Consider the following 26,832-nt stretch of genomic DNA (forward strand, 5'->3'; position numbering starts at 1 on the left):
GAAATCCATCGCCCGTGCCTTGTCGGCCACGCTTTGAAATAATCCGCGGATTCCCCCGCATCACTGCATGCGCCACCTACTTTCGTAACGGATTTTCCATGAGCGTATTGCTCGCGCAGTTCCAGCACTATCGCCAGCAGTGGCCCGCCGAGGGCGATGCTGGGCATTTCGTCGAAATCCTCGCCGAAGGCGAGCGCGTATTCCATCGCCACGCGCTGGAAGGGCATTTCACCGGTTCGGCCTGGCTGGTCAGCAGCGATGGCGAGCGCGTGCTGCTGACCCATCACCGCAAGCTGGGTCGTTGGCTTCAACTGGGTGGTCACGCCGATGGCGATGTCGACCTGGCCCGCGTGGCCCTGCGTGAAGCGGAGGAAGAGTCGGGTCTGGACGGTCTCAGCGTCGAGGCCGCGCCGTTCGATCTCGACCGCCACCGCATTCCCACCCGCGGCGCCGAGCCGGAGCACTGGCATTACGACGTGCGCTACGTGGTGCGTGCGGGCGCGAACGAGCAGTTCCAGGTCAGCGAGGAGTCGCACGCGCTGGCGTGGCGCACGATCCGCGAGATTGCCGAGGATCCGGCCAGCGATGCGTCATTGCGCCGGATGGCGAGCAAGTGGTTGCAAAGGTCCTAGGCCGGCGCCCGTACCCAAGAGGAGTCGATGGTCAGGCGTATTTGGCCGGCGCCGGATTGAGGTGGCCGCATTCCACGCAGGTGCGCGCGTCGATCGAGCGATAGAACCGCTCGAACACCGGCGGAAAATCGCGCTCGATGCTGTCGAGGGTGAAGTACTCCTCATACAGCTTGTGGTTGCAGCGCTGGCAGAACCACAACAGCCCATCCTTCTCGCCCGCGAGGCGACGGCGCTCGATCACCAGGCCGATTGAATCGGGCATGCGCTGGGGCGAGTGCGGCACGCAGGGCGGCAGGTAGAACACTTCGCCCGCGCGGATCGGGATGTCATGCGCCTGGCCTTCATCCTGCACCTTCAGCACCATCTCGCCTTCGAGCTGGTAGAAGAACTCCGGGCCTTCGTCGTAGTGGTAGTCCGTGCGCGCGTTGGGGCCGCCCACGATCATTACGATGAAGTCGCCGTCGACGATGCACTTGTTGCCCACGGGTGGCTTTAGCAAGTGGCGGTGCTCCTCGATCCAGCGCTTCAGGTCGATGGGCGGCAGCAGGGACATGGCGCGTTCCGGCGGATGAGTACTATCAAGATAGCGTCGCGGGAGCGCCTGGGGAATGCCCGTTCAGTCGATCCAGCGGCCATCCTGGACGATGGTGCGCAGGCGGGCCAGCTGCCCGGATACATCCAGGCCTTCGGCCGCGATCCAGGAAGCATCGTAGTAGGTGCCCCGGTAGCGCTCGCCGCTGTCGCAGATCAGCGTCACCACCGGACCGCGCTCGCCGCTGGCGCTCAGTTCCGACATCAGTTGCAGCGCCCCGACCAGGTTGGTCCCGGTGGAGCCGCCGCAGCGGCGTCCCAGAAACTCTTCCAGCAGCCGCAGCGCGGCAATCGAGGCGGCATCGGGCACGCGCAGCATGCGATCGATCACGCCCGGCACGAACGAGGGTTCCACCCTCGGTCGACCGATGCCCTCGATGCGGGATCCGCGCGCCAGTTGCAGGCTGGCGTCACGGCTGCGGTAGTAGTCGTAGAACACCGAGTGCTCCGGATCGACCACGGCAAGGCGGGCCAGACTGTGCTGGCCGCAGCGGTAGCGCATGTAGCGGCCGAGGGTGGCCGAGGTGCCACCGGTGCCGGCCGGGACCACGATCCAGCGCGGTTCCGGGTCGGGTTCGCGCTGCAGCTGGCGGAAGATCGACTCGGCAATGTTGTTGTTGCCGCGCCAGTCGGTGGCCCGTTCGGCGTAGGTGAACTGGTCCATGTAGTGGCCGCCGAGTTCACTGGCCAGGCGCTGGGCGGCGCCGTAGACATCGGTGTCGTCGATGAAATGGCAGTGGCCGCCGAAGAAGGCGATCTGGTCGATCTTGTCGGGCGAGGTGCTGCGCGGCATCACCGCGAAGAACGGCAGGCCGAGCAGGCGCGCGAAATAGGCCTCGGAGATCGCCGTGCTGCCGCTGGAGGCTTCCACCACCGGGCGCCCTTCATCGAGCCAGCCGTTGCAGATGGCGTAAATGAACAGCGAGCGGGCCAACCGGTGCTTGAGGCTGCCGGTGGGGTGGACGGATTCGTCCTTCAGATAGAGCGGGATGCCGGGGAACGCAGGGAGATCCACCCGAATCAGGTGGGTGTCCGCCGAGCGGTGCGCTTCGGCTTCCAGGGTCTGAATGGCGCGGCGGGTCCAGGCGGCGTGCATGGAAGGAGTCTAGACCCCGGGCGTGAGTGGGGCGTTGACGTCGATCAGTGCGAGCGTTCTTGCACTTCCCGTATGAGAGGACTGGCTCGCTCGCTTGACCGTCATTCCGGCGAAAGCCGGAATCCAGTGCCTTTCTTGTTCGATCGACTCACCTTACAAAGGTAAAGACGCTGGATTCCGGCTTTCGCCGGAATGACGGTGAGGGGGATGGGGCGTTAGGCAAGAGTGAGCCCTCACCACCGTAAAGGTGGCAGTGCCCCAAGCCTCTCGCCCACGGGGACTACCTTCGCGTCGCCCGCAGGGGAGAGGGAGCAAGAGCCAGGCTCACACCTCGAGCGTCGCCAGGTCGCCCTTCTCTTCCAGCCATGCCTTGCGGTCGCTGGCGCGCTTCTTGGCCAGAAGCATGTCCATCAGCTTGGTGGTGCCGTCGTCGGTGTCGACGGTGAGCTGCACCAGGCGGCGGGTGTCGGGGTGGATGGTCGATTCGCGGAGCTGCGAGGGGTTCATCTCACCCAGGCCCTTGAAGCGCGTGGTGCTGACCTGGCCCTTCATCTTCTCGCGCTGGATGCGCTCGAGCATCGCGTTCTTTTCGTTCTCGTCCAGGCAGTAGAACACCTGCTTGCCCACGTCCACGCGGAACAGCGGCGGCATCGCGACGAACACGTGGCCTTCGCGCACCAGCGACGGGAAGTGCTTGAGGAACAGCGCGCTGAGCAAGGTGGCGATGTGCAGGCCGTCGGAGTCGGCGTCGGCGAGGATGATGACTTTGCCGTAGCGCAGGCCCGAGAGATCGTCCTTGCCCGGGTCGCAACCGATGGCGACGGCGAGGTTGTGGACTTCTTCGGATGCCAGTACGGAGCCGGACTCGACTTCCCAGGTGTTGAGGATCTTGCCGCGCAGCGGAAGGATCGCCTGGAATTCCTTGTCGCGCGCCTGCTTGGCGCTGCCGCCGGCCGAATCGCCTTCCACCAGGAACAGCTCGGTGCGGCTGAGGTCGGTTGCGGTGCAGTCGGCCAGCTTGCCGGGCAGGGCAGGGCCCTGGGTGATCTTCTTGCGCACGACCTGCTTGGCCGCCTTCAGGCGCGCACTGGCGCGCTCGATGGCGAGCTGGGCGATGCGCTCGCCGAGATCGACGTGCTGGTTGAGCCACAGGCTGAAAGCGTCGTGGATGACGCCTTCCACCATGCCAGCCGCATTGCGCGAGGACAGGCGCTCCTTGGTCTGGCCGGCGAACTGCGGATCCTGCAGCTTGGCGGACAGCACGAAGGCGAGGCGCTCCCACACGTCTTCCGGCGCCAGCTTCACGCCGCGCGGCAGCAGGTTGCGGATGTCGCAGAACTCGCGGATGGCATTGGTGAGGCCCGAGCGCAGGCCATTCACGTGGGTGCCGCCCTGCGCGGTGGGAATCAGGTTGACGTAGCTTTCCTGCACCAGCTCGCCTTCGGGCACCCAGGCCAGCGCCACGTCGAGGCCGTCGGCCTCGCGCTGCACGTGATGCACGAACAGCTCGGTCGGGATCGCCTCGGCGCCGGACAGCTCGTCGCGCAGGTAGTCGCGCAGGCCGTCCTCGTAGTACCACTCATTGACGTCGCCGGTGGCTTCGTCGACCAGCTTCACGCTGAGGCCGGCGCACAGCACCGCCTTGGCGCGCAGCAGGTGGCGCAGCTTGCCGAGCGAGATCTTCGGTGAGTCGAAGTACTTGGGGTCGGCCCAGAAGCGCACGGTGGTGCCGGTCTTCTTCTTGGGCACCGTGCCGATCACTTCGAGCTCGCTGGCGCGGTCGCCGTTCTCGAAGGCCATGCGGTATTCGTTGCCGTCGCGGCGGATGGTCACTTCCACGCGGTTGGACAGCGCGTTCACCACCGACACGCCCACGCCGTGCAGGCCGCCGGAGAAGTTGTAGTTCTTGCCGGAGAACTTGCCGCCCGCATGCAGGCGCGTGAGGATCAGCTCGACGCCCGGCACGCCTTCTTCCGGGTGGATGTCCACCGGCATGCCGCGGCCGTCGTCGGATACCTCGACCGAGCCGTCGGTGTGCACGATGACATCGATCGACTTGGCGTGGCCGGCCAGGGCCTCGTCCACCGAGTTGTCGATCACTTCCTGCGCCAGATGGTTCGGGCGCGAGGTATCGGTATACATGCCGGGGCGGCGCTTGACCGGGTCAAGGCCAGAGAGGACTTCAATGTCGGCGGCGTTGTAACGACTGCTCATGCGGGAGGTTTCGGCTCAGGTCAGGCGCGGGAGGATGGGTCGCAGGGCCGGGGAGGTCAAGGGTCCACGGCCCAACAGGTTGAATACCTTATAAGGAGTGCACTCCGTGCGCTCCTGCCGGGTCGTCGTTTCTTACAAAGGCGCGCAGTGGCGCTCCAGCCAGGCCAGGTCGGCGTCTTCCAGCAACGGCGCGAGGGCGGCCCGTACGGTGGCGTGATAGTCGTCCAGCCAGGCGCGCTCTTCCGGATTCAGCAGGCCCGGCTCCAGCGCGCGTCGGTCGAACGGGCACAGGGTCAGGGTCTCGAAGGCGTAGAATTCGCCGAATTCCGATCGATCGGCTTCGATCACCGCGGCCAGGTTCTCGTGGCGGATGCCGTGCCGGCCCGGCTTGTACAGGCCGGGCTCGATCGAGGTGATCATGCCCGGTTCCAGCGCCACCAGGGCGGCGCCTGACACCGGCGGGCGGATGCCGTGCGGGCCCTCGTGCACATTAAGGAAGTAACCGACGCCGTGGCCGGTGCCATGGCCATAGTCCATGCCGCTGGCCCACAGCGGGGCGCGGGCCAGTGCATCGAGCTGCGGGCCGCTGGCGCCCTTTGGGAAACGGGCGCGGCTGAGCGCGATCATGCCCTTCATGACGAGGGTGGCGTCGCGGCGCTGCTCGGTGGTGGTCTCGCCGAGCGCGAGCACGCGGGTGATGTCGGTGGTGCCGCCCAGGTATTGGCCGCCGGAGTCGACCAGCAGCAGGCCCTGCGCCTTCAGCGCGCTGTGCGCCTCGGGCGTGGCTCGGTAGTGCGGCAGCGCGCCGTTGGCCTGGTAACCGGCAATCGTGGAGAAACTCTCGCCGACGAAGTTGGGCTGGGCCGAGCGCTCTTCGCGCAACAGGCTGTCCACGTCCAGTTCGGTCTGGCGCATGCCGGCGGTGACACGTTCTTCCAGTCGGCGGAAAGCGCGCACCAGCGCGGCGCCATCGCGGCGCATAGCTTCGCGGATATGGTCCAGCTCGGCCGCGCTCTTGCGGGCCTTGAAAAGGGTGGAAGGGTTGGTGGCCTCGATGACCCGCACGCCGGCCGGAATGGCTGCGGCCACTGACACCACGACGCGACTGGCATCCAGCAGCAGCCGGTCGGGCGAGCGCAGTTCGGACAGTGCGTCGGTCACCGTGGTGTAGTCGGCGATGCGCACGCCGTCGGCCGCCAGCGCGGCGACCAGCGCGTCGTTGAGTTTGCCGCGGCCCACGAACAGGGTGGCATGGCCTTCTGCCTGCACCAGCAGGTGCGCGAGGAAGACCGGATTGCACTCCACGTCGCTGCCGCGCAGGTTGGTCAGCCAGGCAATGTCGTCCAGGCTCGAGAGCAGATGATGCGTGGCGTCCTGCTTGCGCATGGCGGTGCGCAGACGGCCCAGCTTGTCGCTGCGCGGCTGGATGGCGTAGTGCAGGGGATGTTCGACGACCGGGGCGGTGGGCGGCGCGGGGCGGTCGGTCCAGATCTGGCCGGGCAGGTCCAGGTCCGTGCGCAGCGCCGCGCCTGGTGCTTCAAGCATGCGTTCCAGTTGCCGCGCGGTCGCCAGCGCGAGGCTGTCGCCGGCCACCGCGAGCGTCTGCCCGGTCTGCAGGTGTTCGCGCAGCCACTGGATGTGTTCCGGCGCGTGCGCCACGCGCTGCTTCATCAGCTCGATGCCGCTGCCGGCAAGTTGCTGGGCGGCCTGTGCGAAGTAGCGCGAATCGGTCCAAAGGCCGGCGTGGTCCTGGGTGACCACCAGCGTGCCGGCCGACCCGGTGAAGCCGGAAATCCAGGCGCGAGCCTCCCAATGCCCCGGCAAGTACTCGGATAGATGTGGGTCGGCGCTGGGAATCAGGCAGGCGGTGACGCCATGTTGCCGCATGGCCTGGCGCAGAGAGGAGATTTTTGAGGGCGTGGAGTGATCCATCGGCGCATGGTAGCAGGGCGCGCGGATGTGGCTTTTTCTCCGCTCGATTCGACCAAAGTCGGTCGAAAACGCAGGTGCTGGCTATTGCCTTTCTGTGTCAAGGCGCCGCAGTCGTTTGCGCAAGAATTTGCCAGTGCGACATTCTGTCTCAATTGAGTTCAATCTCGCGGACGACGCCGCTACCATGCCGCGTCCCCACGCAGGTCCCAGAGTTGTCTGTGAAAATGCATGCCCTTTTTTCGCGCCTGCGCTATGCAGGCGTTGGCGCCGCCGTGTTGCTCAGCGGTTGCAACATGGAAGTGCTCACCCCCAAGGGTGACATCGGCGTCCATGAGAAGTCCCTCATCCTGATCGCACTGGGCCTGATGGCCATCGTGGCGATTCCCGTCATCGCCATGACGCTGTGGTTCCCGTGGCGTTATCGCTCCGGCAACAAGAAGGCCACCTACGCGCCGAACTGGTCGCACTCGACCAGGATCGAGCTGGTGGTGTGGTCCATCCCGGCCATCATCATCGTTATCCTGGCGACCATCACCTGGACCAGCTCGCATGCGCTGGATCCCTACAAGCCGCTGGAGTCCGAGGCCAAGCCCGTCACGGTGCAGGTCGTCTCGCTCGACTGGAAGTGGCTGTTCGTCTACCCGGAATACGGCGTGGCCTCGGTCAACGAGCTGGCGCTCCCGGTCGATCGTCCGGTGAATTTCCAGATCACCTCCGATTCGGTGATGAATGCGTTCTTCATCCCGCAGCTGGGCAGCCAGATCTACGCGATGGCCGGCATGGAAACCAAGCTGCACCTGATCGCGCGCGAGCCGGGAAGCTACGAGGGCCTGTCGTCCAACTTCAGCGGCGAAGGCTTCTCGGACATGCACTTCAAGGCCATCGCCACGTCCGAGGATGGCTTCAAGGACTGGATCGCCAAGGCCAAGGCCACGCAGGTCACGCTGGACGGCGAGAGCTACAAGGCGCTGGCCCAGCCCAGCCAGAAAGTCCCGGTGTCGTACTACGGCCAGGTGACGCCGGGCCTGTTCGCCAGCGTGGTCAACAAGCACATGGGCGACATGTCGCACGACGCGGCCTCGCACGGCGAGATGCCGATGGACATGCACCACCACGAGGACGGGGACGCGGTGTCCTCGAACATCACCCCGGCCAAGGCAGAGAAGTAAGTCATGTTTGGAAAGCTCACCCTCGAGGCCATCCCATACCACGAGCCGATCGTCATGATCACGCTCGCCGCCGTGATTCTCGGTGGCCTGGCGACGTTCGCCCTCGTCACCCGATTCAAGCTGTGGGGCTACCTGTGGAACGAGTGGTTCACCTCGGTGGACCACAAGAAGATCGGCATCATGTACGTCATCGTGGCGCTGGTGATGCTGCTGCGCGGCTTTGCCGACGCGATCATGATGCGCCTGCAGCAGGCCATGGCCGCCTCCGATGCGGCCGGCTACCTGCCGCCTCACCACTTCGATCAGGTGTTCACCGCCCACGGCGTGATCATGATCTTCTTCGTGGCGATGCCGTTCATCACCGGTCTGATGAACCTGGTGGTGCCGCTGCAGATCGGCGCGCGCGACGTCGCCTATCCGTTCCTGAACTCGCTCAGCTTCTGGCTGTTCATGTCGGGCGTGGTGCTGGTGATGATGTCGCTGTTTGTCGGTGACTTCGCCGCCACCGGCTGGCTGGCGTATCCGCCCCTGTCCGGCCTGCAGTACAGCCCCACGGTAGGTGTCGATTACTACATCTGGGCGCTGCAGCTGTCAGGTCTGGGCACCACGCTGAGCGGCATCAACTTCATCGTGACCATCATGAAGATGCGCTCGCCCGGCATGAAGCTGATGCAGATGCCGGTGTTCACCTGGACGGCGCTGGTCACCAACATCCTGATCGTGGCCGCGTTCCCGGTGCTGACGGTGACCCTCGCGCTGCTCACGGCCGACCGCTATCTCGACATGCACTTCTTCACGAACGAGCTTGGCGGCAACGCCATGATGTACGTGAACCTGATCTGGATCTGGGGTCACCCCGAGGTCTACATCCTGGTGCTGCCGTGCTTCGGTGCGTACTCGGAGATCGTCGCGACGTTCTCGAAGAAGCCGCTGTTCGGCTACAAGTCGATGGTCTACGCCACCTCGTGCATCGGCGTGCTGTCGTTCGTCGTGTGGCTGCACCACTTCTTCACCATGGGCTCGGGCGCCAACGTCAATGCCTTCTTCGGCATCACGACGATGATCATCTCGGTGCCTACCGGCGCGAAACTGTTCAACTGGCTGTTCACCATGTTCCGCGGCCGCGTCGAGTACAACGTGCCGATGCTGTGGACGGTGGGCTTCATGGTCACTTTCGTGATCGGCGGCGTCACCGGCGTGCTGCTGGCCGTGCCGGGGGCGGACTTCGTCCTGCACAACAGCGTGTTCCTGATCGCGCACTTCCATAACGTGATCATCGGCGGCGTGGTGTTCGGCGTGTTCGCCGCGATCAACTACTGGTTCCCGAAGGCCTTCGGCTTCCGCCTCAACGAGTTCTGGGGCAAGGCGTCGTTCTGGTGCTGGCTGGTGGGCTTCTACATGGCGTTCATGCCGCTGTACGTGCTGGGCCTGAAGGGCATGACGCGTCGCATGAACCACTACGCCAACCCGGATTGGCAGCCGTACCTGATCGTCGCCGCGCTCGGCGCCGCCGTCATCGCGGTGGGCATCTTCTGCACCTTGGTGCAGTTCTATGTGTCGATCCGCGACCGCAAAAAGCTCACCGATCCCAGTGGCGACCCGTGGGGTGGCCGCACGCTCGAATGGTCCATCAGTTCCCCGGCGCCGTTCTACAACTTCGCCACGCTGCCCCAGGTGCGCGAGCTGGATCAGTTCTGGGAAGACAAACAAAACGGAGTCGCCTACGTGCAGCCTGCCAAGTACGAAGACATTCACATGCCCCGCAACACCGGCGTCGGTGTGGTGATGGGTGCGTTCGGTACGGTCCTGGGCTTCGCCCTTGTGTGGCACATCTGGTGGATGGCCGCCGCAGGCCTCGTGGGCATGGTGGCTGCGTTCATCGTCCGCGCCTACGACCGTGACATCGATTACTGGGTGCCGGCGGCCGAGGTCGAGAAGATCGAGCGCTCGCGCCACGCCCAGCTCAAGCAGTTCCAGACCACGCAGGTGGCTCCGGTGGCTGCCCCCTCGCGTCAGAAGGTGGCGTAACCCATGAGCAGTGCCGCAATCAGCGCCACGCACGGCGCGCTCGACGACGTCCTCCACGGCGGGGGCGTCGACCATCACCACCACGACGACGGTTCCAAGACCCTGCTGGGTTTCTGGATCTACCTGATGAGCGACTGCCTGATTTTCTCGGGCCTGTTCGCCACGTTCGCCGTGCTGGCCCACGCCACCGCGGGCGGCCCGACGGCGAAGGAGCTGTTCGAGCTGCCGTACGTGCTCGGCGAGACCATGCTGCTGTTGATCTCGTCGGTCACCTTCGGCATGGCCATGCTCAACATGCATGCCGGCAAGAGGGACAAGGTCGTGGCCTGGCTGGCCGTGACCTTCCTGTTCGGCGCCGGCTTCATTGCCATGGAAGTGTTCGAGTTCGCCAAGCTGATCCATGAGGGCGCGGGCCCGAGCCGCAGCGCCTTCCTGTCCAGCTACTTCACCCTGGTGGGCACGCACGGCCTGCACGTGACCAGCGGCCTGATCTGGCTGGTGGTGATGATGGATCAGATGCGCCGCTTCGGCCTGACGGATGCGACCCGTCGCCGGCTGTCGTGCCTGAGCCTGTTCTGGCACTTCCTGGATATCGTCTGGATCTGCGTGTTCACCTTTGTCTACCTGCGGGGGGCCATCTGATGTCCGGCGCTCACCATTCCCACGACGCGGCTCATCACGGTGCCGCCCACGCCGACCACGGCAGCACCAAGTCCTACCTGATCGGCTTCACGCTGTCGGTGCTGTTGACCCTGGCCTCGTTCGGCGTGGTCATGAGCGGACTCGTGCCGCATGAGCTGATGATGCCGGGCATCATCGTGTTCGGCGTGGCCCAGCTGGTGGTCCAGCTGGTCTGCTTCCTGCACATGGGCACGTCGCCGTCGCAGCGCGGCAACCTCGCGATCATGCTGTTCACGATCCTGATCCTGGGCATCGTGGTGGTCGGTTCGCTGTGGGTGCTGCACAACATGAACGTGAACATGATGCACCCGACCTCCCAGATGATGCCGGTGGAATAAGGCCGGCAGTCCACGAGTTCGGAACAGGGGCGCCTTCGGGCGCCTTTGTCGTTTACGGCCGAGGTTCGGCCTTCAGGGCAGCTGCCCCCCGCTCGTCATTCCGGCGCAGGCCGGAATCCAGTAGCCCGATCGTCTGGTCGTCGCCTGAAAGGTCGGGCCCGCTCTTGCGACAACCGGGTGTGGTCGCCACTGGATTCCGGCCTGCGCCGGAATGACGAGGGAGGGTGAGGCAGGGCCGGGCGGCTCCAACTTGAACGTCCCAGTCATTTACCCGCCCGCAAACCCTCGCGGCGAGGGCGTTCTTCCTCTAAAATGCCGATTTCCAGCACGGCTGCATCCCATGACCCCCCTGATTTTCGTCACCGGCGGTGTGGTGTCCTCACTTGGCAAGGGCATCGCCGCGGCGTCGCTGGCTTCCATCCTGGAAGCGCGTGGCCTCTCGGTCACCATGATGAAGCTCGATCCGTATATCAATGTGGATCCGGGCACCATGAGTCCCTTCCAGCACGGCGAGGTCTATGTGACCGACGACGGCGCCGAGACCGACCTGGACCTGGGTCACTACGAGCGCTTCGTCAACACCCGCCTGACGGGCAAGAATTCCATCACCACGGGCAAGATCTACGAGTCGGTGATCCGCAAGGAGCGCCGCGGCGACTATCTGGGCGCCACCGTGCAGGTCATCCCGCACATCACCGACGAGATCAAGCACTGCATCCACGAGGCCACCCGCGGCTTCGACGTGGCCCTGGTCGAGATCGGCGGCACGGTGGGCGACATCGAGTCGCTGCCGTTCCTCGAGGCCATCCGCCAGCTGCGCATCGAGCATGGCCCGGAGAAGGTGATGTTCATGCACCTGACCCTGGTGCCGTACATCAAGGCCGCCGGCGAGATCAAAACCAAGCCGACCCAGCACTCGGTGAAGGAACTGCGCTCCATCGGTATCCAGCCGGACGTGCTGCTGTGCCGCTGCGAGCAGCCGCTGCCGGATGGCGAGCGCCGCAAGATCGCGCTGTTCACCAATGTGCCCGAGAACGCCGTGATCAGCGCGGCGGACGTGGACATCATCTACAAGCAGCCGCTTTACCTGCACAAGCAGGGCCTCGACGAAATCGTGGTCAAGCGCCTGGGCCTGCAGGCCGGCCCGGCCGACCTGTCCTCGTGGCAGCGCACAGTCGACGCGGTCGAGCACCCGAAGGGCGAAGTCACCGTCGCCATCGTCGGCAAATACGTCGAGCACAAGGACGCGTACAAGTCCCTGGGCGAGGCGCTGCGCCACGGCGGCATCAAGCAGCAGACCCGGGTGAATCTCAACTGGGTTGATTCGGAGCAGGTCGAGGCCGAGGGCGCCGCCAAGGTGCTTGGCAGCGCCGACGCGATCCTTGTGCCGGGTGGCTTCGGCAAGCGCGGCTTCGAAGGCAAGGTGCTGGCGGCCCGCTACGCCCGCGAGAAGGGCGTACCGTATTTTGGCATCTGCTACGGCATGCACGCCGCGGTGGTGGACTTTGCCCGCAGCGTGGCCGGTCTCGCCGACGCCGATTCCAGCGAAAACGACCGCAACACGCCCGATCCTGTGATCGCCCTGATCACGGAATGGACCACCGCCACCGGTGAGGTGGAACAGCGCAACGAGCGCTCCGACCTGGGCGGCACCATGCGCCTGGGTTCGCAGGAGTGCCGCCTGAAGAATGGCACGCTGGCCCGCCAGCTCTACGGCCAGGACGTGGTCCGCGAGCGCCATCGCCATCGCTACGAGTTCAACAACCGCTACCGCCAGCCGTTCGAAGACCTGGGCCTGGTGATCTCCGGCAAGTCGATGGACGACCTGCTGGTGGAGATCGTCGAGCTGCCGCAGCAGAAGCACCCGTGGTTCCTCGGCTGCCAGGCCCATCCGGAATTCACCTCGACCCCGCGCGACGGCCACCCGCTGTTCATCGGCTTCGTGCAGGCCGCCCGCGAGTTCAAGGCGGTGCGCGAAGGCGAGCGCCTGGCCAAGGAGTCCGTTGCATGAAGCTGTGCGGTTTCGAAGTCGGCCTCGTCCAGCCGCTGTTCCTGATCGCCGGCCCCTGCGTGGTCGAGTCCGAGCAGCTGCAGATCGATACGGCAGGCAAGCTCAAGGAAATCACCGGCAAGCTCGGCATCAACTTCATCTTCAAGTCCAGCTTCGACAAGGCCAACCGCTCCTCGGGCACGAGCTTTCGCGGCCCCGGCATGGAAGCGGGCCTGAAGATCCTCGGTGAAGTGAAGCGCCAGCTCGGCGTACCGGTGCTCACCGATGTGCACGAATACACCCCGATGAACGAGGTGGCCGCAGTGGTCGACGTCCTGCAGACGCCGGCCTTCCTGTGCCGCCAGACCGACTTCATCCAGAATGTGGCCCGCGCCGGCAAGCCGGTGAACATCAAGAAGGGCCAGTTCCTCGCGCCGTGGGACATGAAGAATGTGGTCGACAAGGCCAAGGCCGTCGGCAACGACGACATTCTGGTCTGCGAGCGCGGCGCGAGCTTCGGCTACAACAACCTCGTCTCGGACATGCGCTCGCTCAGCGTGATGCGCGACACCGGCTGCCCGGTGGTGTTCGACGCTACCCACTCGGTACAGCTGCCGGGCGGCCAGGGCACGAGCTCGGGCGGCCAGCGCGAGTTCGTGCCGGTGCTGGCCCGCGCCGCGGTTGCCGTGGGCGTGGCCGGACTGTTTGCCGAGACCCATCCTGACCCCTCCAAGGCACTGAGCGACGGCCCCAACGCCTGGCCGCTCGACAAGATGGAGGCGCTGCTGGAGACCCTGCTCGAACTCGACCAGGTCACCAAGCGGCACAGTTTCCTGGAACACACGCTCTGATCCGTCGCGGGGGCGAGGCGATTGAAGCGGATCCCCCTCAGATCAGGCAGGATTAACCTCATCGCTTCATTCACCTCAGCCAAGTTACGGACCCCATGAGCACCGATATCACCCGCATCCACGCACGTGAAATTCTCGATTCCCGCGGTAACCCCACGCTTGAAGCCGAAGTGACCCTGGCTGGTGGCGGCTTCGGCCGTGCGGCCGTGCCGAGCGGCGCGTCGACGGGTTCCCGCGAGGCGGTCGAGCTGCGTGATGGCGACAAGTCGCGCTACCTGGGCAAGGGCGTCAAGAACGCCGTGGGCAACGTCAACAACTCCATCGCCAGCGAGCTGAAGGGCTTCGACGCCGCCAACCAGGGCGGCCTGGACGCCAAGCTGATCAATCTCGACGGCACCCCGAACAAGGGCAAGCTGGGCGCCAACGCCATTCTCGCCGTGTCGATGGCCGCCGCTCACGCCGTGGCTGCGCAGAAGCACCTGCCGCTGTGGCAGTACCTCGCCACCATCAACGGCACCACCGGCAAGCCGGGTTCGCTGCCGGTTCCGATGATGAACATCATCAACGGTGGCGCCCATGCCGACAACAACGTCGACGTGCAGGAGTTCATGGTGCTGCCGGTCGGTCTGCCGACCTTCGCCGAAGCACTGCGCGCCGGCACCGAGATCTTCCACGCGCTCAAGAGCGTGTTGAAGGGCAAGGGCCTCAACACCGCCGTGGGCGACGAAGGCGGCTTCGCGCCGAACCTGCGTTCCAACGTCGAGGCGCTGGACACCATCCTCGAGGCGGTGAACAAGACCGGCTTCAAGGTTGGCAGCGAGATCCTGCTCGGCCTCGACGTGGCCAGCTCGGAGTTCTTCAAGGACGGCAAGTACGACCTGGAAGGCGAGGGCAAGGTGTTCACGCCCGAGCAGTGGGTGGACGTGCTGGCCAGCTGGGCCAAGCAGTACCCGATCGTCACCATCGAAGACGGCATGGCCGAAGGCGACTGGACCGGCTGGAAGCACCTCACCGACAGCATCGGCAAGAGCGTGCAGCTGGTCGGCGACGATCTGTTCGTCACCAACCCGAGCATCTTCAAGGAAGGCATCGACAAGCAGATCGCCAACGCCATCCTGATCAAGGTGAACCAGGTGGGCACGCTGTCCGAGACGCTGGAAGCCATCGCCATGGCCGACGCCGCCAAGTACGCCGCGATCGTGTCGCACCGCTCGGGCGAGACGGAAGACACCACCATTGCCGACATCGCCGTGGCGACCACCGCGACCCAGATCAAGACCGGTTCGCTGTGCCGCACCGACCGCGTGGCCAAGTACAACCAGCTGCTGCGCATCGAGGAAGCGCTCGGCTCGGCGGCTCGCTACGCCGGCCGCGACGCGTTCCCGAACCTGGCCCACCTTCCGGGCTGATAGGAGCACGCATCGTCCATGCTGCGTTGGGTCGCCCTGGTCCTGGTCCTTGTGCTGATCGCTCTGCAGGTAAAGCTGTGGAGCGGCAACGGCGGCGTGCACGAGGTGGAATCGTTGCGCGCCGCGGTGAAGAAGCAGGGTGAGGACAACGACAAGCTGACCCAGCGCAACCAGGCGCTGGGCGCGGATGTCGACGACCTCAAGCATGGCGAGCAGGCTGTCGAGGCGCGTGCGCGCGCCGAACTCGGCCTGATCAAGCCGGGCGAGACGTTCTACCAGGTGGTCGAAAAGCCGGGCGCCCAGGCGCCCGCGCCGGCCGCATCCACGGGCGGCCGCTAAGCATGGCGCCCCTGTGGTGCGTGGTGCCGGCGGCGGGTCGCGGCACGCGGGTCGGTGGCGACCTTCCCAAGCAATATCTTCCGTTGGCCGGCCGGCCGCTGATCCTGCATACGCTGGAGCGGTTGGCGGCGCACCCGCAGATTGCCGGCCTGATGGTAGTGCTGGGCAGCCAGGATCCGCACTGGCCTGGCCTGGACCAGCTTGCCGGCAAGCCTGTGCTCACCTCGATCGGTGGCGCGGAGCGTTGCGATTCCGTGCTGGCCGGGCTTCGCGCCCTGCCGGCCGAGGTCGGCGACGATGCCTTCGTGCTGGTGCACGATGCGGCGCGCCCGTGCGTACGCGAGGCGGATATCGCGCGACTGATCGAGCGGGGCATTCCTGCGGGAGGCGGCCTGCTCGGCGCGCCTTTGCGCGACACCCTCAAACGCGCTGGTGATGACGGACGCAGTCATCAGACCGAGCCGCGCGACCATCGTTGGCGCGCGTTCACCCCGCAGATGTTCCGTCGCGGCGAACTGTCGGCGGCGTTGCTGGCCGCATCGCTCGCCGGCGTCACGGTGAGCGACGAGGCGATGGCGATGGAGCGGGCGGGCTTTGCGCCTTTGCTGGTCGAAGGCGTCGAAGACAATATCAAGGTCACCACGGCGGCCGATTTCGCGCTGGCGGAATTCCTGCTGCCGCGAACCAAGTAAAGGAGTTTGCAGATGATGCGGATTGGTCAGGGCTTCGATGTCCACATCTTCGGCGAGGGCGACCACGTGGTGCTCGGTGGCGTGCGCGTGCCGCACAGCCGTGGCGTGGTGGCGCACTCCGATGGCGACGTGGTGATCCATGCGCTGTGCGACGCGATCTTCGGCGCCCTGGCGCTGGGTGATATCGGACGGCATTTCCCGCCGAGCCAGGAGCAGTGGCGCAATGCCGATAGCCGGATCTTCCTGCGCCATGCCGCCAGGCTGATGCGCGAGCAGGGCTATGCGCTGGGCAACGCCGACGTCACGGTGATCTGCGAGTCGCCCAAGGTGGGCCCGCATGCGCAGGCCATGCGCGAGGTGGTGGCCGAGGAACTGGGTTGTGACGTTGACCGCATCAGCATCAAGGCCACCACCACCGAGAAGCTTGGCTTCACCGGACGTGGCGAGGGCATCGCCGCCCAGGCCTGCGTGCTGCTGGTCATGGCCTGACGCCCGCCAGGTGGTGGTCCTCTTTCTCAGGGCCGCCACGCTTCGCCTGATCCAATAGGCCGCGCGACACGCGCTTGGCCGCTTCCTTCCGTTCCAACGCAACCGGCGCCGCCGGTGGAGTCCCATGTCCGATCTCGAACTGCCCCATGCCTATGGCAACCCGCCGCTCACCGCTGTGTTGCGGTCGACGCCGGAAGACTTCCAGGTGGAAGAGATCCTCGGCTATGACGCTGACGGCGAAGGCGAGCACGCCTTGTTGTGGGTGGAAAAGCGAGGCGCCAACACCGACTGGGTGGCGAAGGAACTGGCGCGCTTTGCCGAAGTGCCGCCGCTCAATGTGGGTTATGCCGGCCTCAAGGACCGCCATGCGGTGACTCGCCAGACCTTCTCAGTGCAATTGGCGGGCAAGCCCGACCCGGACTGGTCGGCCTTTCAGCATGCCGAAGTGAAAGTGCTGGCAGCCACCCGCCACAAGCGCAAACTCAAGCGCGGCGCCCTGAGGGGCAACCGTTTCGTGCTGGTGCTGCGCCAGGCCGAAGGTGATCGCGCGCTGGCGGAACAGGTGCTGCAACAGATTGCCCAGCGGGGCGTGCCCAACTATTTCGGCGAGCAACGCTTCGGCCGCGAGGGCGGCAACGTGGCGCTGGCGCGCGCGATGTTCGCGGGCAAGCGCTTCGACCGCGACAAGCGGCACTTCCTGTTGTCCGCCGCCCGTTCGCACATCTTCAACGCCGTGCTGGCGACGCGGGTGGAGCAGGGCAGCTGGGATTCGCCGATGGAAGGTGAAATCTGGGCCTTGGCCGGCTCGCGCTCCTGGTTCGGCCCCGAGCCCTTCGACGCCACGCTCTCCGAGCGCCTGGCGCGTGGTGACATCCATCCTTCGGGACCGTTGTGGGGTCGTGGCGAGACGCCTGCCAAGGCCGATGCGGCTGCACTGGAGAACGCTGTCGCTGCCGACAACAGCGATCTGGCCGAGGGGTTGGTGGCAGCCAAGCTGGACCAGGAACGTCGCGCGCTGCGCATGATTCCGCAGAACCTTGCCTGGCGTTGGCTGGATGGCGATGCGCTGGAGTTGAGCTTCGAGCTTCCGGCCGGCGCGTATGCGACGACGGTGGTGAGGGAGTTGGCGCGGACCTAGCTTTTAGCTTCCTCTCCCCTCCGGGGAGAGGATTGAGGTGAGGGGTGGGTGCTCGCGGAAGCGCCACAAGCAAAGCCTGTTTTGATCTGGCCCTGGCGCAAGATTGCCCCCTCACCACCGTAAAGGTGGCAATGCCCCAACCCTCCCCCCAAGGGGGAGAGGGAGTAAGGGCGCAGCCTCACCCCTTCAGCAACACCACCACCGCCCCCGTCCCACCCTGCATCGGCCGTGCCGACGCAAATGCCACCACATCATCACGTCGCCGCAGCAGGCGGTCGGTGAGCGCTTTCAGCACCGGGCCCGCCGCACGCGAGCGCAACCCCTTGCCGTGCACGATGCGCACGCAGTGGAAGCCGCGTTGCTTGGCCTCGACCAGAAAATCCGCAATGCAGGCTTGCGCCGCCGCGGCATTCATCTGATGCAGGTCGATATCGTCCTGGATGCTGAACTGGCCGCGCTTGAGTTGTCGCAGCAGCTTGGGCGGATAGCCGTCCCGCAGGTAGCTCAGTTCCTCGCCGACCTCCAGCAGGGTAGGGTCGAAAGCCATGTCCAGCAGCTCGCCTGGCACAGCTTCCTCGTCGGCCTCGAACATGTGCGCACGGGGTTCCGGCTTGGGGGAGGCGGGCGGCGGCGCCACGGGATCGAGGGGCGTCACGTCGCCAATGGCTTCGCGGAACAGGCGGGCGTCGTCGTCGGTAACCTGGGCGGGCGGGCGGTGTTTCATGCGCAGATCGTAATGCAGTCCGGGTCGGCTGGCGTCGCGGCAGGGGTGAGCCGGTTGGGCCGCCCGACGGAGCTGCCACGCGTCGCGAAAACCTGTGTCGCGCAATGTGAAACCCTCGCGCCGCTCCGGTAGACTTCGGGCTTGACCCGGCGTCTTCCCATCATGCGAAGGCGCTGCGACAGGCTTCGAACGGATCAACATGCGAGTTCTCGTTTCTAACGACGATGGCGTGGATGCACCGGGCATTCGCGTGCTCGCCGAGCGCCTTGGCGCGGTCGGTCAGGTAACGGTGGTGGCGCCCGACCGCGACCGCTCCGGCGCCAGCAACTCCCTCACGCTCGATGCGCCGATCCGCGCCATGAAGATGGACAACGGCTATTACCGTGTCGCCGGCACGCCCACTGACTGCGTGCACCTGGCGCTGGCGGGCATGCTGGACCATGAGCCCGACATCGTCGTCTCCGGCATCAACAATTCGGCCAACCTCGGCGATGACGTGATCTATTCCGGCACCGTGTCGGCGGCGATGGAAGGGCGCTTCCTAGGCCTGCCTGCCATCGCGGTGTCGCTCGTGAGCAAGGATCACACCGGACTCCATTACGAATCGGCCGCCAATGCGGTGCTGCTGCTGATGCAGCGCCTGCTGGTCGATCCGCTGCCGGCCGACACCATCCTCAACGTCAACGTGCCCGACCGTCCGTGGGAAGAGATCCACGGCTTCGAGGTCACCCGCCTGGGCAAGCGCCATCGCTCGGCGCCGTGCATCAAGCAGTCCGATCCGCGCGGCAAAACCATCTGGTGGATCGGCCCGGCCGGCGATGTGGACGATGCCGGTCCCGGCACGGACTTCAACGCGGTGCGCCGCGGTTATGTCTCGGTCACTCCCATCCATGTCGACCTGACCCGCTTCCAGGCGCTGGAAAAGGTCAGCAGCTGGGTGGGGGTGCTGAACGAAGGCGTGGCGGGCAGCAAGTCGGCCGATGAGGCCGCCTGAGGTGAACGTGCATCCGTTGCCGCCATCAGCATTCAAGGGCGAGGGCATGACCTCGCAGCGCGCGCGCGACCGCCTCGCCGTCAAGCTCAAGGAAGAGGGCATCCGCGACCAGCGCGTGATCGACGTGATTCGCAACACGCCGCGCCACCACTTCATCGACCAGGCGCTGCACTCGCGCGCTTACGAGAACACGGCGCTGCCGATCGGCCATGGCCAGACCATCTCCCAGCCGTGGGTGGTGGCCCGCATGACCGAGGCCCTGCTCGAATTCGGAACGCCTCAGAAGGTGCTGGAGATCGGCACCGGCTCTGGCTACCAGGCCGTGGTACTGGCGCAGGTGGCGCCACAGGTGTTCACCGTCGAGCGCATCGAGGAATTGCTGCGACAGGCGCGTCGCCGCTTCCGCCAGCTCGGCCTCACCAACATCCGCTCGCGCCATGACGACGGCAAGCTCGGCTGGGCGGACGAGGCGCCGTTCGACGCCATCATCCTCACCGCCGCGGGCGATGCGATCCCGCACGCCATCCTCGACCAGCTCAGCCCGACCGGCGTGTTGGTGGCGCCGGTCGGTTCGCCCAGCAGCCAGACGCTGATCCGCATGCGCGGCGACGGGCAGGGCGATTTCATCCAGGAGGAGCTGGCCGCGGTCAGTTTCGTGCCATTGCTCGGCGGCATCGGTTGATGCGCCCGCCCCCAGAAGGAACCCTTTAGGCATGCGTCTGTTTGGACCGCTGTATGCGCGCGCACTGACGTGGGCGCGCAACCCCCGGGCTGTGTACTACTTGTGCGGGCTGAGCTTCATCGAGGCCTTCATCTTCCCGATCATGCCGGAAGTGATGCTGGCGCCGATGATGCTCGGCAAGCGTCACAATGCCTTCCGCTACGCGAACATCAGCCTGCTGTTCTCGCTGTTGGGCTCGCTCGTCGGCTACTCGCTGGGCCACTGGGCCTTCCATGCGCTGTCGCCGCTGCTCGACAGCATGCATCTGCTCGCGCCCATCGAGAAGGGCGTGGACAATCTGCGCCTGCAGATGAACCAGCACTGGCTCGGCCTGATGGTGGTGCTGGCACTGGCCGCATTGCAGCCGGTGGTGCCGATGAAGTTCGTCACCTGGGCGTCCGGCATCGTCGGCGTGCCGGTGATTCCGTTCCTGGTCTGCATGGCGGTGGGCCGCGGCAAGCGCGTGTGGTTGCTGGCGCTGCTGATCCGCCTGTTCGGCGAGCGCGCCGAACGCATCCTGCACAAGCACATCGAACGCATTGGCTGGGCGGCGCTGGTCATCCTCGCGGGGTTGGTGGCGTGGTGGATCTGGTCGCACTGAACGCCGCCCGACATGGGGCCGGGCACGGTGGGGCGGCGCGCATGAAAATGCCGCTACGCCTCGTTATGCTGGCCCCCATGAATGGATATCTGCGGTCAACAGCCCTGGCCATCGCGGCCCTGACCCTGGCCGCCTGCGGCAGCCAGCGCTCGGTCGTGGTGCAGCCAGCTGGTGGGCAAACCACCCAGACGGTGGCGCCGACTCCGGCCGCCCGCCCGGCGCCCGGTGGCACCTACAAGGTGGCCAAGGGCGACACGCTGTATTCCATTGCGTTTCGCAACAGCGTGGACTTCCGTGACCTGGCCAGCTGGAACGGCATCGCCGCTCCTTACACGATCTGGCCGGGCCAGGAATTGAAGCTGGCGCCATCCAACGGCAAGGCTCCTGCGGCCCCGGCGCATGTGGCGACCACCGCGGTTGTCGCTGCGCCCAAGCCCACGCCAACGGCGCCAGTGCACGTGGCGTCGGCCAACCCGCCGCCTCCGCCGGCGCCCGTTGCGTCGACGGCTGGCGCAAGCGAGCCGGCATCAGCCCCCGCGATCAGCACCACTCCCGTGGTGCCAGTGGCAGGCGCGCCGGCGGCCACCGCGAACAACACGCCGCCTCCGGCGCCGCCCGCAGCGGTCGCTTCTGGCGCCACCCGCAGCAATGGCGGCGTGAACTGGCGCTGGCCAGCCGATGGCTCGCTGATCAAGCGCTTCCAGTCAGGAGACGCCATTCCCGGCATCGAGATTGGCGGCAAGTCGGGCGACGCAGTGCGCGCCGCCGCCGATGGCGTGGTGGTGTACAGCGGCAACGGCCTGGTGGGCTACGGCGAGCTGATCATCGTCAAGCACAACGACAGCTACCTGTCCGCGTACGGCCACAACAGCAAGCGCCTTGTAAAGGAAGGGCAGCGCGTCAGCGCCGGCCAGCAGATCGCCGAAATGGGCTCCACGGGCGCCTCGCGCGATGAACTGCAGTTCCAGATCCGCAAGGACGGCAACCCGGTGGATCCCCTGGGCTACCTGCCGTCGCGCTAAGAGCGAGGAAAAAGGGAAGAGGAGTGAGAAGTGAGAGTGGCCCTGTGCTCTCTCTCACTTCTCACTCCTCTTCACTCACTTCTGCCCTTCGGCCGGCAGGATGAACGCCACCACCACCCGCCGGCTCTCGCCGGCGAGCAGGTCATAGGTGCGCGCCGCGGCCGCGTTGTCCATCACTTCGATACCGACGCCCCGGCGCAGCAGGCCGGCCATGAACGCGGCAGGAGGGAATACCTGGCGTTCACCGGTGCCCAGCAGCACCACCTCGGGTTTCAGTTCGAGGATCGCGGCGACATGGCCATCGTTCAGCTCGGTCGATGCCGCCACCGGCCAGTTTTCCACGGCGCGCTCGGGCGACAGCAGAAAACTGGCGGTGAGTTCGCGATCGACCACGGTGATGCTGCGCGCGTCCACGCGGCGCACGAACAGGTAGCTGCCGGGGCGGTCCAGCGTCAGGTCCATCGGGGCGGCTCTTAGCGCGGCAGGGCGAGCTTGGGCTCGTCCTCGTTGCGGCGGAACAGCACCACGATGTGGCCAATCTGCTGCACGCTCTCGGACTGGGTGCCTTCGGCGAGGAAGTCGATCTGCTCCTGGCGCTCTTCCTTGTCACCGCCGGAAAGCTTCACCTTGACCAGCTCATGGTGCGACAGGGCCAGGTCCAACTCCTTGAGGACAGCCTCTGTCGCGCCCTTGGCGCCCAGCAGGATGACAGGATGGAGGTCATGGGCCAGGCTGCGCAGGTAACGCCGCTGCGAGGGGGAAAGGGCCATGCGTTCAGTCTCGGATTCACTGCGATAGGACCGCTAAGGGTATCATGCAGCCATCTCCCCGTATCTGTGGCCGTTGCCGACCCATGTCTCGCAGCAAAAGCAGTTCCCGCTGGCTGCGGGAGCACTTCGATGATGTCTATGTAAAAAAGGCCCAGGCCGAGGGCCTGCGTTCACGCGCCGTCTACAAACTGGAGGAGCTGATCGACAAGGATCGGCTGCTCAAGCCCGGCATGCGGGTCGTGGACCTGGGCGCCGCGCCAGGCGGATGGTCGCAGCTGGTGCGCCAGCGCCTGGGCGACACCGGTACGGTGGTCGCCATGGATATCCTCCCCATGCAGGGCATCGCCGGGGTGGACTTCCTGCAGGGCGACTTCCGCGAGGAGTCGGTCCTGCGCGAGCTGGAAAGCCGCCTGCAGGGGCAGCAGGTCGATCTTGTGCTGTCTGATATGGCCCCCAATATGAGTGGCGTGGCCCTGGCCGATCAGATCCGGGCGATGGACCTGGCGGAGCTGGCGCTGGATTTCAGCCGCCAATGGCTCAAGCCGGGAGGGTCGTTTCTGATCAAGCTGTTCCAGGGGACTGGCTTCGACGAATACCTACGCAGCTTGCGCGCGGACTTCACCCGCGTGACCATGCGTAAACCTAAGGCCTCCCGTGCCCGTTCGCGGGAGGTATATGCATTGGCCACGGGTCGCAAGATCCATGGCGGGCAACCGGGCGAGAACCGTGCATGAATGAAATGGCTAAAAACCTGCTGCTCTGGCTGATCATCGCCGTCGTACTGCTGACGGTGTTCCAGAGCTTCAATCCGCATGGCGCGTCCGCTTCGGATCTGCCCTACAGCAGCTTCGTGCAGAGCGTGGACAACGGCAACGTGGCCTCGGCCACCATCAGCGCCGACCAGCCGGCCACCATCAGCGGCAAGCTGAAGGACGGCAGCTCGTTCCGCACCGTCGCGCCGGTCCTGGGCTGGTCCACCAACTCGGTGGTCAAGCAGATGCAGGACAAGGGCGTGGAGGTGCGCCAGGAGCCGTCCAACAACGGCTTCTCGCTGCTGGGCCTGTTGCTCAACTGGCTGCCGATCATCCTGATCGTGGGCGTGTTCATCTGGTTCATGCGCCAGATGCAGGCGGGCGCCGGTGGGCGCGGCGCCATGAGCTTCGGCCGCTCGCGCGCCAAGCTTCAGGGCGAGGACCAGATCAAGGTCAACTTCAGCGACGTCGCCGGCTGCGATGAAGCCAAGGAAGAAGTGGGCGAGTTGGTCGAGTTCCTGCGCGACCCGGGCAAGTTCCAGAAGCTGGGCGGCAAGATCCCGCGCGGCGTGCTGATGGTGGGCCCGCCGGGCACCGGCAAGACCCTGCTGGCCAAGGCCATCGCGGGCGAGGCCAAGGTGCCGTTCTTCTCGATCTCCGGTTCCGACTTCGTCGAGATGTTCGTGGGCGTCGGCGCCAGCCGCGTGCGCGACATGTTCGAGCAGGCCAAGAAGCACGCGCCTTGCATCATCTTCATCGACGAAATCGACGCCGTCGGCCGCCATCGCGGCGCCGGCCTGGGTGGCGGTCACGACGAGCGCGAGCAGACGCTGAATCAGCTGCTGGTCGAGATGGATGGCTTCGAAGGCACCGAGGGCGTCATCGTCATCGCGGCGACCAACCGTCCTGACGTGCTGGACCCGGCGCTGCTGCGTCCGGGCCGCTTCGACCGCCAGGTCGTGGTGGGCCTGCCGGACGTGAAGGGCCGCGAGCAGATCCTCAAGGTGCATATGCGCCGCGTGCCGGTCGCCTCGGACGTCGATGCAATGACCATCGCGCGCGGTACGCCCGGCTTCTCCGGCGCCGACTTGGCCAACCTGGTCAACGAGGCCGCGCTGTTCGCCGCGCGCGAGAATGCGCGTGACGTTCGCATGAGTCACCTGGACAAGGCGCGTGACAAGATCCTGATGGGTACCGAGCGTCGCTCGATGGCCATGAGCGAAGACGAGAAGAAGCTCACCGCCTACCACGAGGCCGGCCATGCCATCGTCGGCCGCCTGGTGCCGGAGCATGACCCGGTCTACAAGGTGACGATCATCCCGCGTGGTCGCGCGCTGGGCGTCACCATGTACCTGCCGGAAGGTGACAAGTACAGCATCAACCGCGTGGCGATCCAGTCGCAACTGTGCTCGCTGTACGGTGGCCGCGTCGCCGAGGCGCTGATCTTCGGTGAGGACAAGGTCACCACTGGCGCCTCCAACGACATCGAGCGCGCCACCAAGATGGCCCGCAACATGGCGACCAAGTGGGGCCTGTCCGATAAGCTCGGTCCGGTGACCTACGGCGAGGAAGAGGACGAGGTGTTCCTGGGCCGCGCAGTGACGCAGCACAAGAACGTCTCCAACGAGACCGCGCGCAAGATCGATGAGGAAGTGCGTGAGATCCTGGATCGCGCTTATGCGCGCACCAAGCAGCTGCTCACCGACAACATCGACAAGCTGCATGTGATGGCTGACGCGCTGCTGCAGTACGAGACCATCGACGCACACCAGATCGACGACATCATGGCTGGCCGCATTCCGGGTCCGCCGGCGGACTGGTCCAAGAACTCCACCGGCAGCTCCACGCCGCCGCCACCGCCGCCGCGCGGCGATGCTGGCGCCAAGGTGGGCGACCCGGCCATCCAGAGTCGCATCGCCGATCGCTGATCGACGCAGGACGCAACACCAGGAAAGGCGGCCATTGGCCGCCTTTCTCTTTTATCCAGACACTGATCGATGTAGCCGTTGGAGAAGCGCACGCTTCGCGCGACTGCTGCGAGGCGAACGTTCTGAGGGAGGGACCACATGCAGCATCGACGATGCAACGCATGCAGTCGCGCACAGGCTGCACCGCTCTGCACGATGGGCGGAAATATTTGCCGCAAGGGTATAGCCGAATGCCGGAGAGGCCGTTAAACTACGCGGCTCGGGTGAAGCGCTCTCATCGTCGAACGTGAAGATTTGTCGACGACGATGAAAAAAATATGAAAAAAAGTATTGACGCGCCGACCTCGAATCTGAATAATTCCGCTTCTCGCTTCGGCGCTTTCCAGTAAGATGGCTAAGCGGCAAGGCAAAAGTTAAAACGCGCCCGTAGCTCAGTTGGATAGAGTACCAGGCTACGAACTTGGTGGTCGGGAGTTCGAATCTCTCCGGGCGCGCCATACAAAGCAAGGTGTGATGTGTTGCATCACGGCTTGTACCGCAAGGCAGTGAATCGCCAGGCGGACCGAACAATAGAAATTGGAGTTCGGTGTGCTTTGATACGGATTGACTAGGCTAAGCGTCACCCGTAGCATTTCAAAGCTTCAGCCCGAAAAGGTTGAGGGTTCGAAATCGGGGTATAGCTCAGCCTGGTAGAGCGCCAGCTTTGGGAGCTGGATGTCGTGGGTTCGAATCCCTCTGCCCCGACCAGCAGATGCTATGCACAATGTGCACAGGCGCCTGTAGCTCAACCGGATAGAGCATCGGCCTTCTAAGCCGACGGTTGCAGGTTCGATTCCTGTCGGGCGCGCCAATTCAAGTTTTATGGTGGGCGTAGCTCAGTTGGTTAGAGTACCGGATTGTGATTCCGGTTGTCGTGGGTTCGAATCCCATCGCTCACCCCAGTTTCAAGTTTTTACAATTCAAGTTTTACGGGCCGTTAGCTCAGCTGGTAGAGCAGTTGACTCTTAATCAATTGGTCCTAGGTTCGAATCCTAGACGGCCCACCAATTAGAAAGGCACTTGGCGAAAGCCAAGTGCCTTTTTCTTTGCCTGCGATTTGACCATGTACTTGCGGTGTACTTGTGATTCGAGGCAGTCCGGGCGAAAGGTCGATATCCTCTCTTCAACCACAAGGAGAGCGCGGATGAAGTTCTTCGTCCCTCATGCGAGTGATGCAGAGGAAGCAGAGCGTGTTTACTCGGTAACCGCCGAGTTCGTCGGAGCGCCCGTTGATGGGCCGAGAATCTGGAAGCTCTCATGGACGCACAACGGCACCGCAATGCATGCGGAAGTTGGCCAGGTTCATGCCGCTTATCGCGATACGCCGGCGGAAGTGGTGATAGCCATATTCGACACCGGCTCGGTGTACATGGTCTGCACTCCGAATCGAGGTGTGGTACGGGGCGGACCGATTCTCGCCGGAAAAGGGCATGGATCGAGTGCGGTCTTGTTTGAGGACTAGCGCCCTAACCATTTCGCCAACGGCTCCACGGTAACTTCCCTCTGGCTGTCGAGCCCGTACACGGCTAACGCCACAGCCAGGATCAAGTCATCGTGCGCGCCCTCGCGGGCGCCGAACGTGGCGTTGCCCACGGCGCTGTAGCTAACGCGGAAGTTGATCAGCTCTCCTTGCGGATCAGCACGTGTTCGCCGCGTAGCTTCAATGTGGCATACGCTTGCCACTCGTCGGTG

At 65.2% G+C, this 26,832-nt stretch carries 26 protein-coding genes, 5 tRNA genes and 1 pseudogene; 24 read left to right on the plus strand and 8 right to left on the minus strand.

Annotation, left to right across the window (positions count from 1 at the left end):
• The first annotated feature begins 98 nt into the window (after window positions 1-98).
• Entirely contained in the window at window positions 99-632 is a 534-nt protein-coding gene (locus DVT68_RS14535) for an NUDIX hydrolase (RefSeq protein WP_114825804.1), read from the plus strand.
• A 31-nt stretch (window positions 633-663) separates the two neighbouring features.
• Here the strand turns inward: DVT68_RS14535 and DVT68_RS14540 are convergent, their stop codons facing one another.
• From DVT68_RS14540 to DVT68_RS14555, 4 genes are all read right to left on the minus strand, one after another.
• Window positions 664-1,185, minus strand: coding sequence for a 3-hydroxyanthranilate 3,4-dioxygenase (locus DVT68_RS14540; protein ID WP_114825805.1), 522 nt, complete (start codon window positions 1,183-1,185; stop codon window positions 664-666).
• Between the two features lie 63 nt (window positions 1,186-1,248).
• Window positions 1,249-2,319, minus strand: a complete 1,071-nt coding sequence (locus DVT68_RS14545; RefSeq protein WP_114825806.1) for a PLP-dependent cysteine synthase family protein — start codon at window positions 2,317-2,319, stop codon at window positions 1,249-1,251.
• 324 nt (window positions 2,320-2,643) lie between these two features.
• A complete protein-coding gene (gene parE, locus DVT68_RS14550) occupies window positions 2,644-4,533 on the minus strand; it encodes a DNA topoisomerase IV subunit B (protein WP_114825807.1) in 1,890 nt (629 codons plus the stop codon).
• A 132-nt stretch (window positions 4,534-4,665) separates the two neighbouring features.
• The gene (locus DVT68_RS14555; protein ID WP_114825808.1) at window positions 4,666-6,465 is read right to left on the minus strand and encodes an aminopeptidase P family protein; all 1,800 of its coding nucleotides are present in this window, start codon (window positions 6,463-6,465) and stop codon (window positions 4,666-4,668) included.
• A 224-nt stretch (window positions 6,466-6,689) separates the two neighbouring features.
• On the opposite strand from DVT68_RS14555, the gene cyoA reads away from it, so the two are divergent.
• From cyoA to truD, 11 genes are all read left to right on the plus strand, one after another.
• Entirely contained in the window at window positions 6,690-7,634 is a 945-nt protein-coding gene (cyoA, locus tag DVT68_RS14560; RefSeq protein WP_114825809.1) for a ubiquinol oxidase subunit II, read from the plus strand.
• A gap of 3 nt (window positions 7,635-7,637) precedes the next feature.
• Window positions 7,638-9,662: a cytochrome o ubiquinol oxidase subunit I gene (gene cyoB, locus DVT68_RS14565; RefSeq protein ID WP_114825810.1), complete on the plus strand. Its 2,025-nt coding sequence runs from the start codon at window positions 7,638-7,640 to the stop codon at window positions 9,660-9,662.
• Window positions 9,663-9,665: 3 nt separating this feature from the next.
• The gene (cyoC, locus tag DVT68_RS14570) at window positions 9,666-10,304 is read left to right on the plus strand and encodes a cytochrome o ubiquinol oxidase subunit III (protein WP_233523476.1); all 639 of its coding nucleotides are present in this window, start codon (window positions 9,666-9,668) and stop codon (window positions 10,302-10,304) included.
• Entirely contained in the window at window positions 10,304-10,681 is a 378-nt protein-coding gene (gene cyoD, locus DVT68_RS14575) for a cytochrome o ubiquinol oxidase subunit IV (protein ID WP_114825811.1), read from the plus strand. Before cyoC ends, cyoD begins: the two co-directional genes overlap by 1 nt.
• A gap of 340 nt (window positions 10,682-11,021) precedes the next feature.
• On the plus strand, window positions 11,022-12,692 hold the full coding sequence (gene pyrG, locus DVT68_RS14580) for a CTP synthase (RefSeq protein WP_114825812.1): 1,671 nt from the start codon (window positions 11,022-11,024) through the stop codon (window positions 12,690-12,692).
• Entirely contained in the window at window positions 12,689-13,522 is an 834-nt protein-coding gene (gene kdsA / locus DVT68_RS14585) for a 3-deoxy-8-phosphooctulonate synthase (RefSeq protein WP_114825813.1), read from the plus strand. The genes pyrG and kdsA overlap by 4 nt, the downstream gene beginning before the upstream one ends.
• Before the next feature lie 95 nt (window positions 13,523-13,617).
• Entirely contained in the window at window positions 13,618-14,931 is a 1,314-nt protein-coding gene (eno, locus tag DVT68_RS14590; protein WP_114825814.1) for a phosphopyruvate hydratase, read from the plus strand.
• Between the two features lie 18 nt (window positions 14,932-14,949).
• Window positions 14,950-15,270: a cell division protein FtsB gene (gene ftsB, locus DVT68_RS14595; protein WP_114825815.1), complete on the plus strand. Its 321-nt coding sequence runs from the start codon at window positions 14,950-14,952 to the stop codon at window positions 15,268-15,270.
• A gap of 2 nt (window positions 15,271-15,272) precedes the next feature.
• Entirely contained in the window at window positions 15,273-15,962 is a 690-nt protein-coding gene (gene ispD, locus DVT68_RS14600; RefSeq protein ID WP_114825816.1) for a 2-C-methyl-D-erythritol 4-phosphate cytidylyltransferase, read from the plus strand.
• Between the two features lie 15 nt (window positions 15,963-15,977).
• Complete coding sequence (gene ispF / locus DVT68_RS14605; protein WP_114825861.1) at window positions 15,978-16,451, plus strand: 2-C-methyl-D-erythritol 2,4-cyclodiphosphate synthase; 474 nt, start codon at window positions 15,978-15,980, stop codon at window positions 16,449-16,451.
• 124 nt (window positions 16,452-16,575) lie between these two features.
• Complete coding sequence (truD, locus tag DVT68_RS14610; protein WP_114825817.1) at window positions 16,576-17,589, plus strand: tRNA pseudouridine(13) synthase TruD; 1,014 nt, start codon at window positions 16,576-16,578, stop codon at window positions 17,587-17,589.
• Window positions 17,590-17,767: 178 nt separating this feature from the next.
• Here the strand turns inward: truD and DVT68_RS14615 are convergent, their stop codons facing one another.
• Window positions 17,768-18,313: a Smr/MutS family protein gene (locus DVT68_RS14615; protein WP_114825818.1), complete on the minus strand. Its 546-nt coding sequence runs from the start codon at window positions 18,311-18,313 to the stop codon at window positions 17,768-17,770.
• Window positions 18,314-18,512: 199 nt separating this feature from the next.
• On the opposite strand from DVT68_RS14615, the gene surE reads away from it, so the two are divergent.
• The 4 genes from surE (at window position 18,513) to DVT68_RS14635 (ending at window position 21,651) form a co-directional block, all read left to right on the plus strand.
• The gene (surE, locus tag DVT68_RS14620; protein WP_114825819.1) at window positions 18,513-19,307 is read left to right on the plus strand and encodes a 5'/3'-nucleotidase SurE; all 795 of its coding nucleotides are present in this window, start codon (window positions 18,513-18,515) and stop codon (window positions 19,305-19,307) included.
• A complete protein-coding gene (locus DVT68_RS14625) occupies window positions 19,294-19,989 on the plus strand; it encodes a protein-L-isoaspartate(D-aspartate) O-methyltransferase (protein ID WP_199536071.1) in 696 nt (231 codons plus the stop codon). The genes surE and DVT68_RS14625 overlap by 14 nt, the downstream gene beginning before the upstream one ends.
• 31 nt (window positions 19,990-20,020) lie before the next feature.
• Window positions 20,021-20,629 (plus strand): YqaA family protein, encoded by a 609-nt coding sequence (locus DVT68_RS14630; RefSeq protein ID WP_114825820.1) that lies wholly within the window; start codon window positions 20,021-20,023, stop codon window positions 20,627-20,629.
• Between the two features lie 65 nt (window positions 20,630-20,694).
• Entirely contained in the window at window positions 20,695-21,651 is a 957-nt protein-coding gene (locus tag DVT68_RS14635) for a peptidoglycan DD-metalloendopeptidase family protein (RefSeq protein WP_114825821.1), read from the plus strand.
• A 75-nt stretch (window positions 21,652-21,726) separates the two neighbouring features.
• On the opposite strand, the gene DVT68_RS14640 is transcribed toward DVT68_RS14635, so the two are convergent.
• Entirely contained in the window at window positions 21,727-22,113 is a 387-nt protein-coding gene (locus DVT68_RS14640; RefSeq protein WP_114825822.1) for an Mth938-like domain-containing protein, read from the minus strand.
• Window positions 22,114-22,124: 11 nt separating this feature from the next.
• Window positions 22,125-22,421, minus strand: a complete 297-nt coding sequence (gene yhbY / locus DVT68_RS14645) for a ribosome assembly RNA-binding protein YhbY (RefSeq protein ID WP_114825823.1) — start codon at window positions 22,419-22,421, stop codon at window positions 22,125-22,127.
• Window positions 22,422-22,504: 83 nt separating this feature from the next.
• On the opposite strand from yhbY, the gene rlmE reads away from it, so the two are divergent.
• From rlmE to DVT68_RS14685, 8 genes are all read left to right on the plus strand, one after another.
• Window positions 22,505-23,155, plus strand: a complete 651-nt coding sequence (gene rlmE / locus DVT68_RS14650) for a 23S rRNA (uridine(2552)-2'-O)-methyltransferase RlmE (protein ID WP_114825824.1) — start codon at window positions 22,505-22,507, stop codon at window positions 23,153-23,155.
• Complete coding sequence (gene ftsH, locus DVT68_RS14655; RefSeq protein ID WP_199536072.1) at window positions 23,152-25,101, plus strand: ATP-dependent zinc metalloprotease FtsH; 1,950 nt, start codon at window positions 23,152-23,154, stop codon at window positions 25,099-25,101. Before rlmE ends, ftsH begins: the two co-directional genes overlap by 4 nt.
• A 420-nt stretch (window positions 25,102-25,521) precedes the next feature.
• Window positions 25,522-25,598, plus strand: a tRNA-Arg gene (locus DVT68_RS14660).
• Window positions 25,599-25,771: 173 nt separating this feature from the next.
• Window positions 25,772-25,848 (plus strand) — tRNA-Pro (locus DVT68_RS14665).
• Window positions 25,849-25,874: 26 nt separating this feature from the next.
• Window positions 25,875-25,951 (plus strand) — tRNA-Arg (locus DVT68_RS14670).
• A 14-nt stretch (window positions 25,952-25,965) separates the two neighbouring features.
• Window positions 25,966-26,042, plus strand: a tRNA-His gene (locus DVT68_RS14675).
• A 29-nt stretch (window positions 26,043-26,071) separates the two neighbouring features.
• Window positions 26,072-26,147, plus strand: a tRNA-Lys gene (locus DVT68_RS14680).
• 137 nt (window positions 26,148-26,284) lie between these two features.
• Window positions 26,285-26,602 (plus strand): hypothetical protein, encoded by a 318-nt coding sequence (locus tag DVT68_RS14685; protein ID WP_114825825.1) that lies wholly within the window; start codon window positions 26,285-26,287, stop codon window positions 26,600-26,602.
• Here DVT68_RS14685 and DVT68_RS20735 read toward each other — a convergent pair.
• Window positions 26,599-26,832: pseudogene (locus tag DVT68_RS20735) on the minus strand (hypothetical protein); the annotation flags it as partial. The gene DVT68_RS14685 and the pseudogene DVT68_RS20735 sit on opposite strands and share 4 nt — an antisense overlap.

The organism is Dyella solisilvae, assembly GCF_003351225.1.
Classification (GTDB): Bacteria; Pseudomonadota; Gammaproteobacteria; order Xanthomonadales; family Rhodanobacteraceae; genus Dyella; species Dyella solisilvae.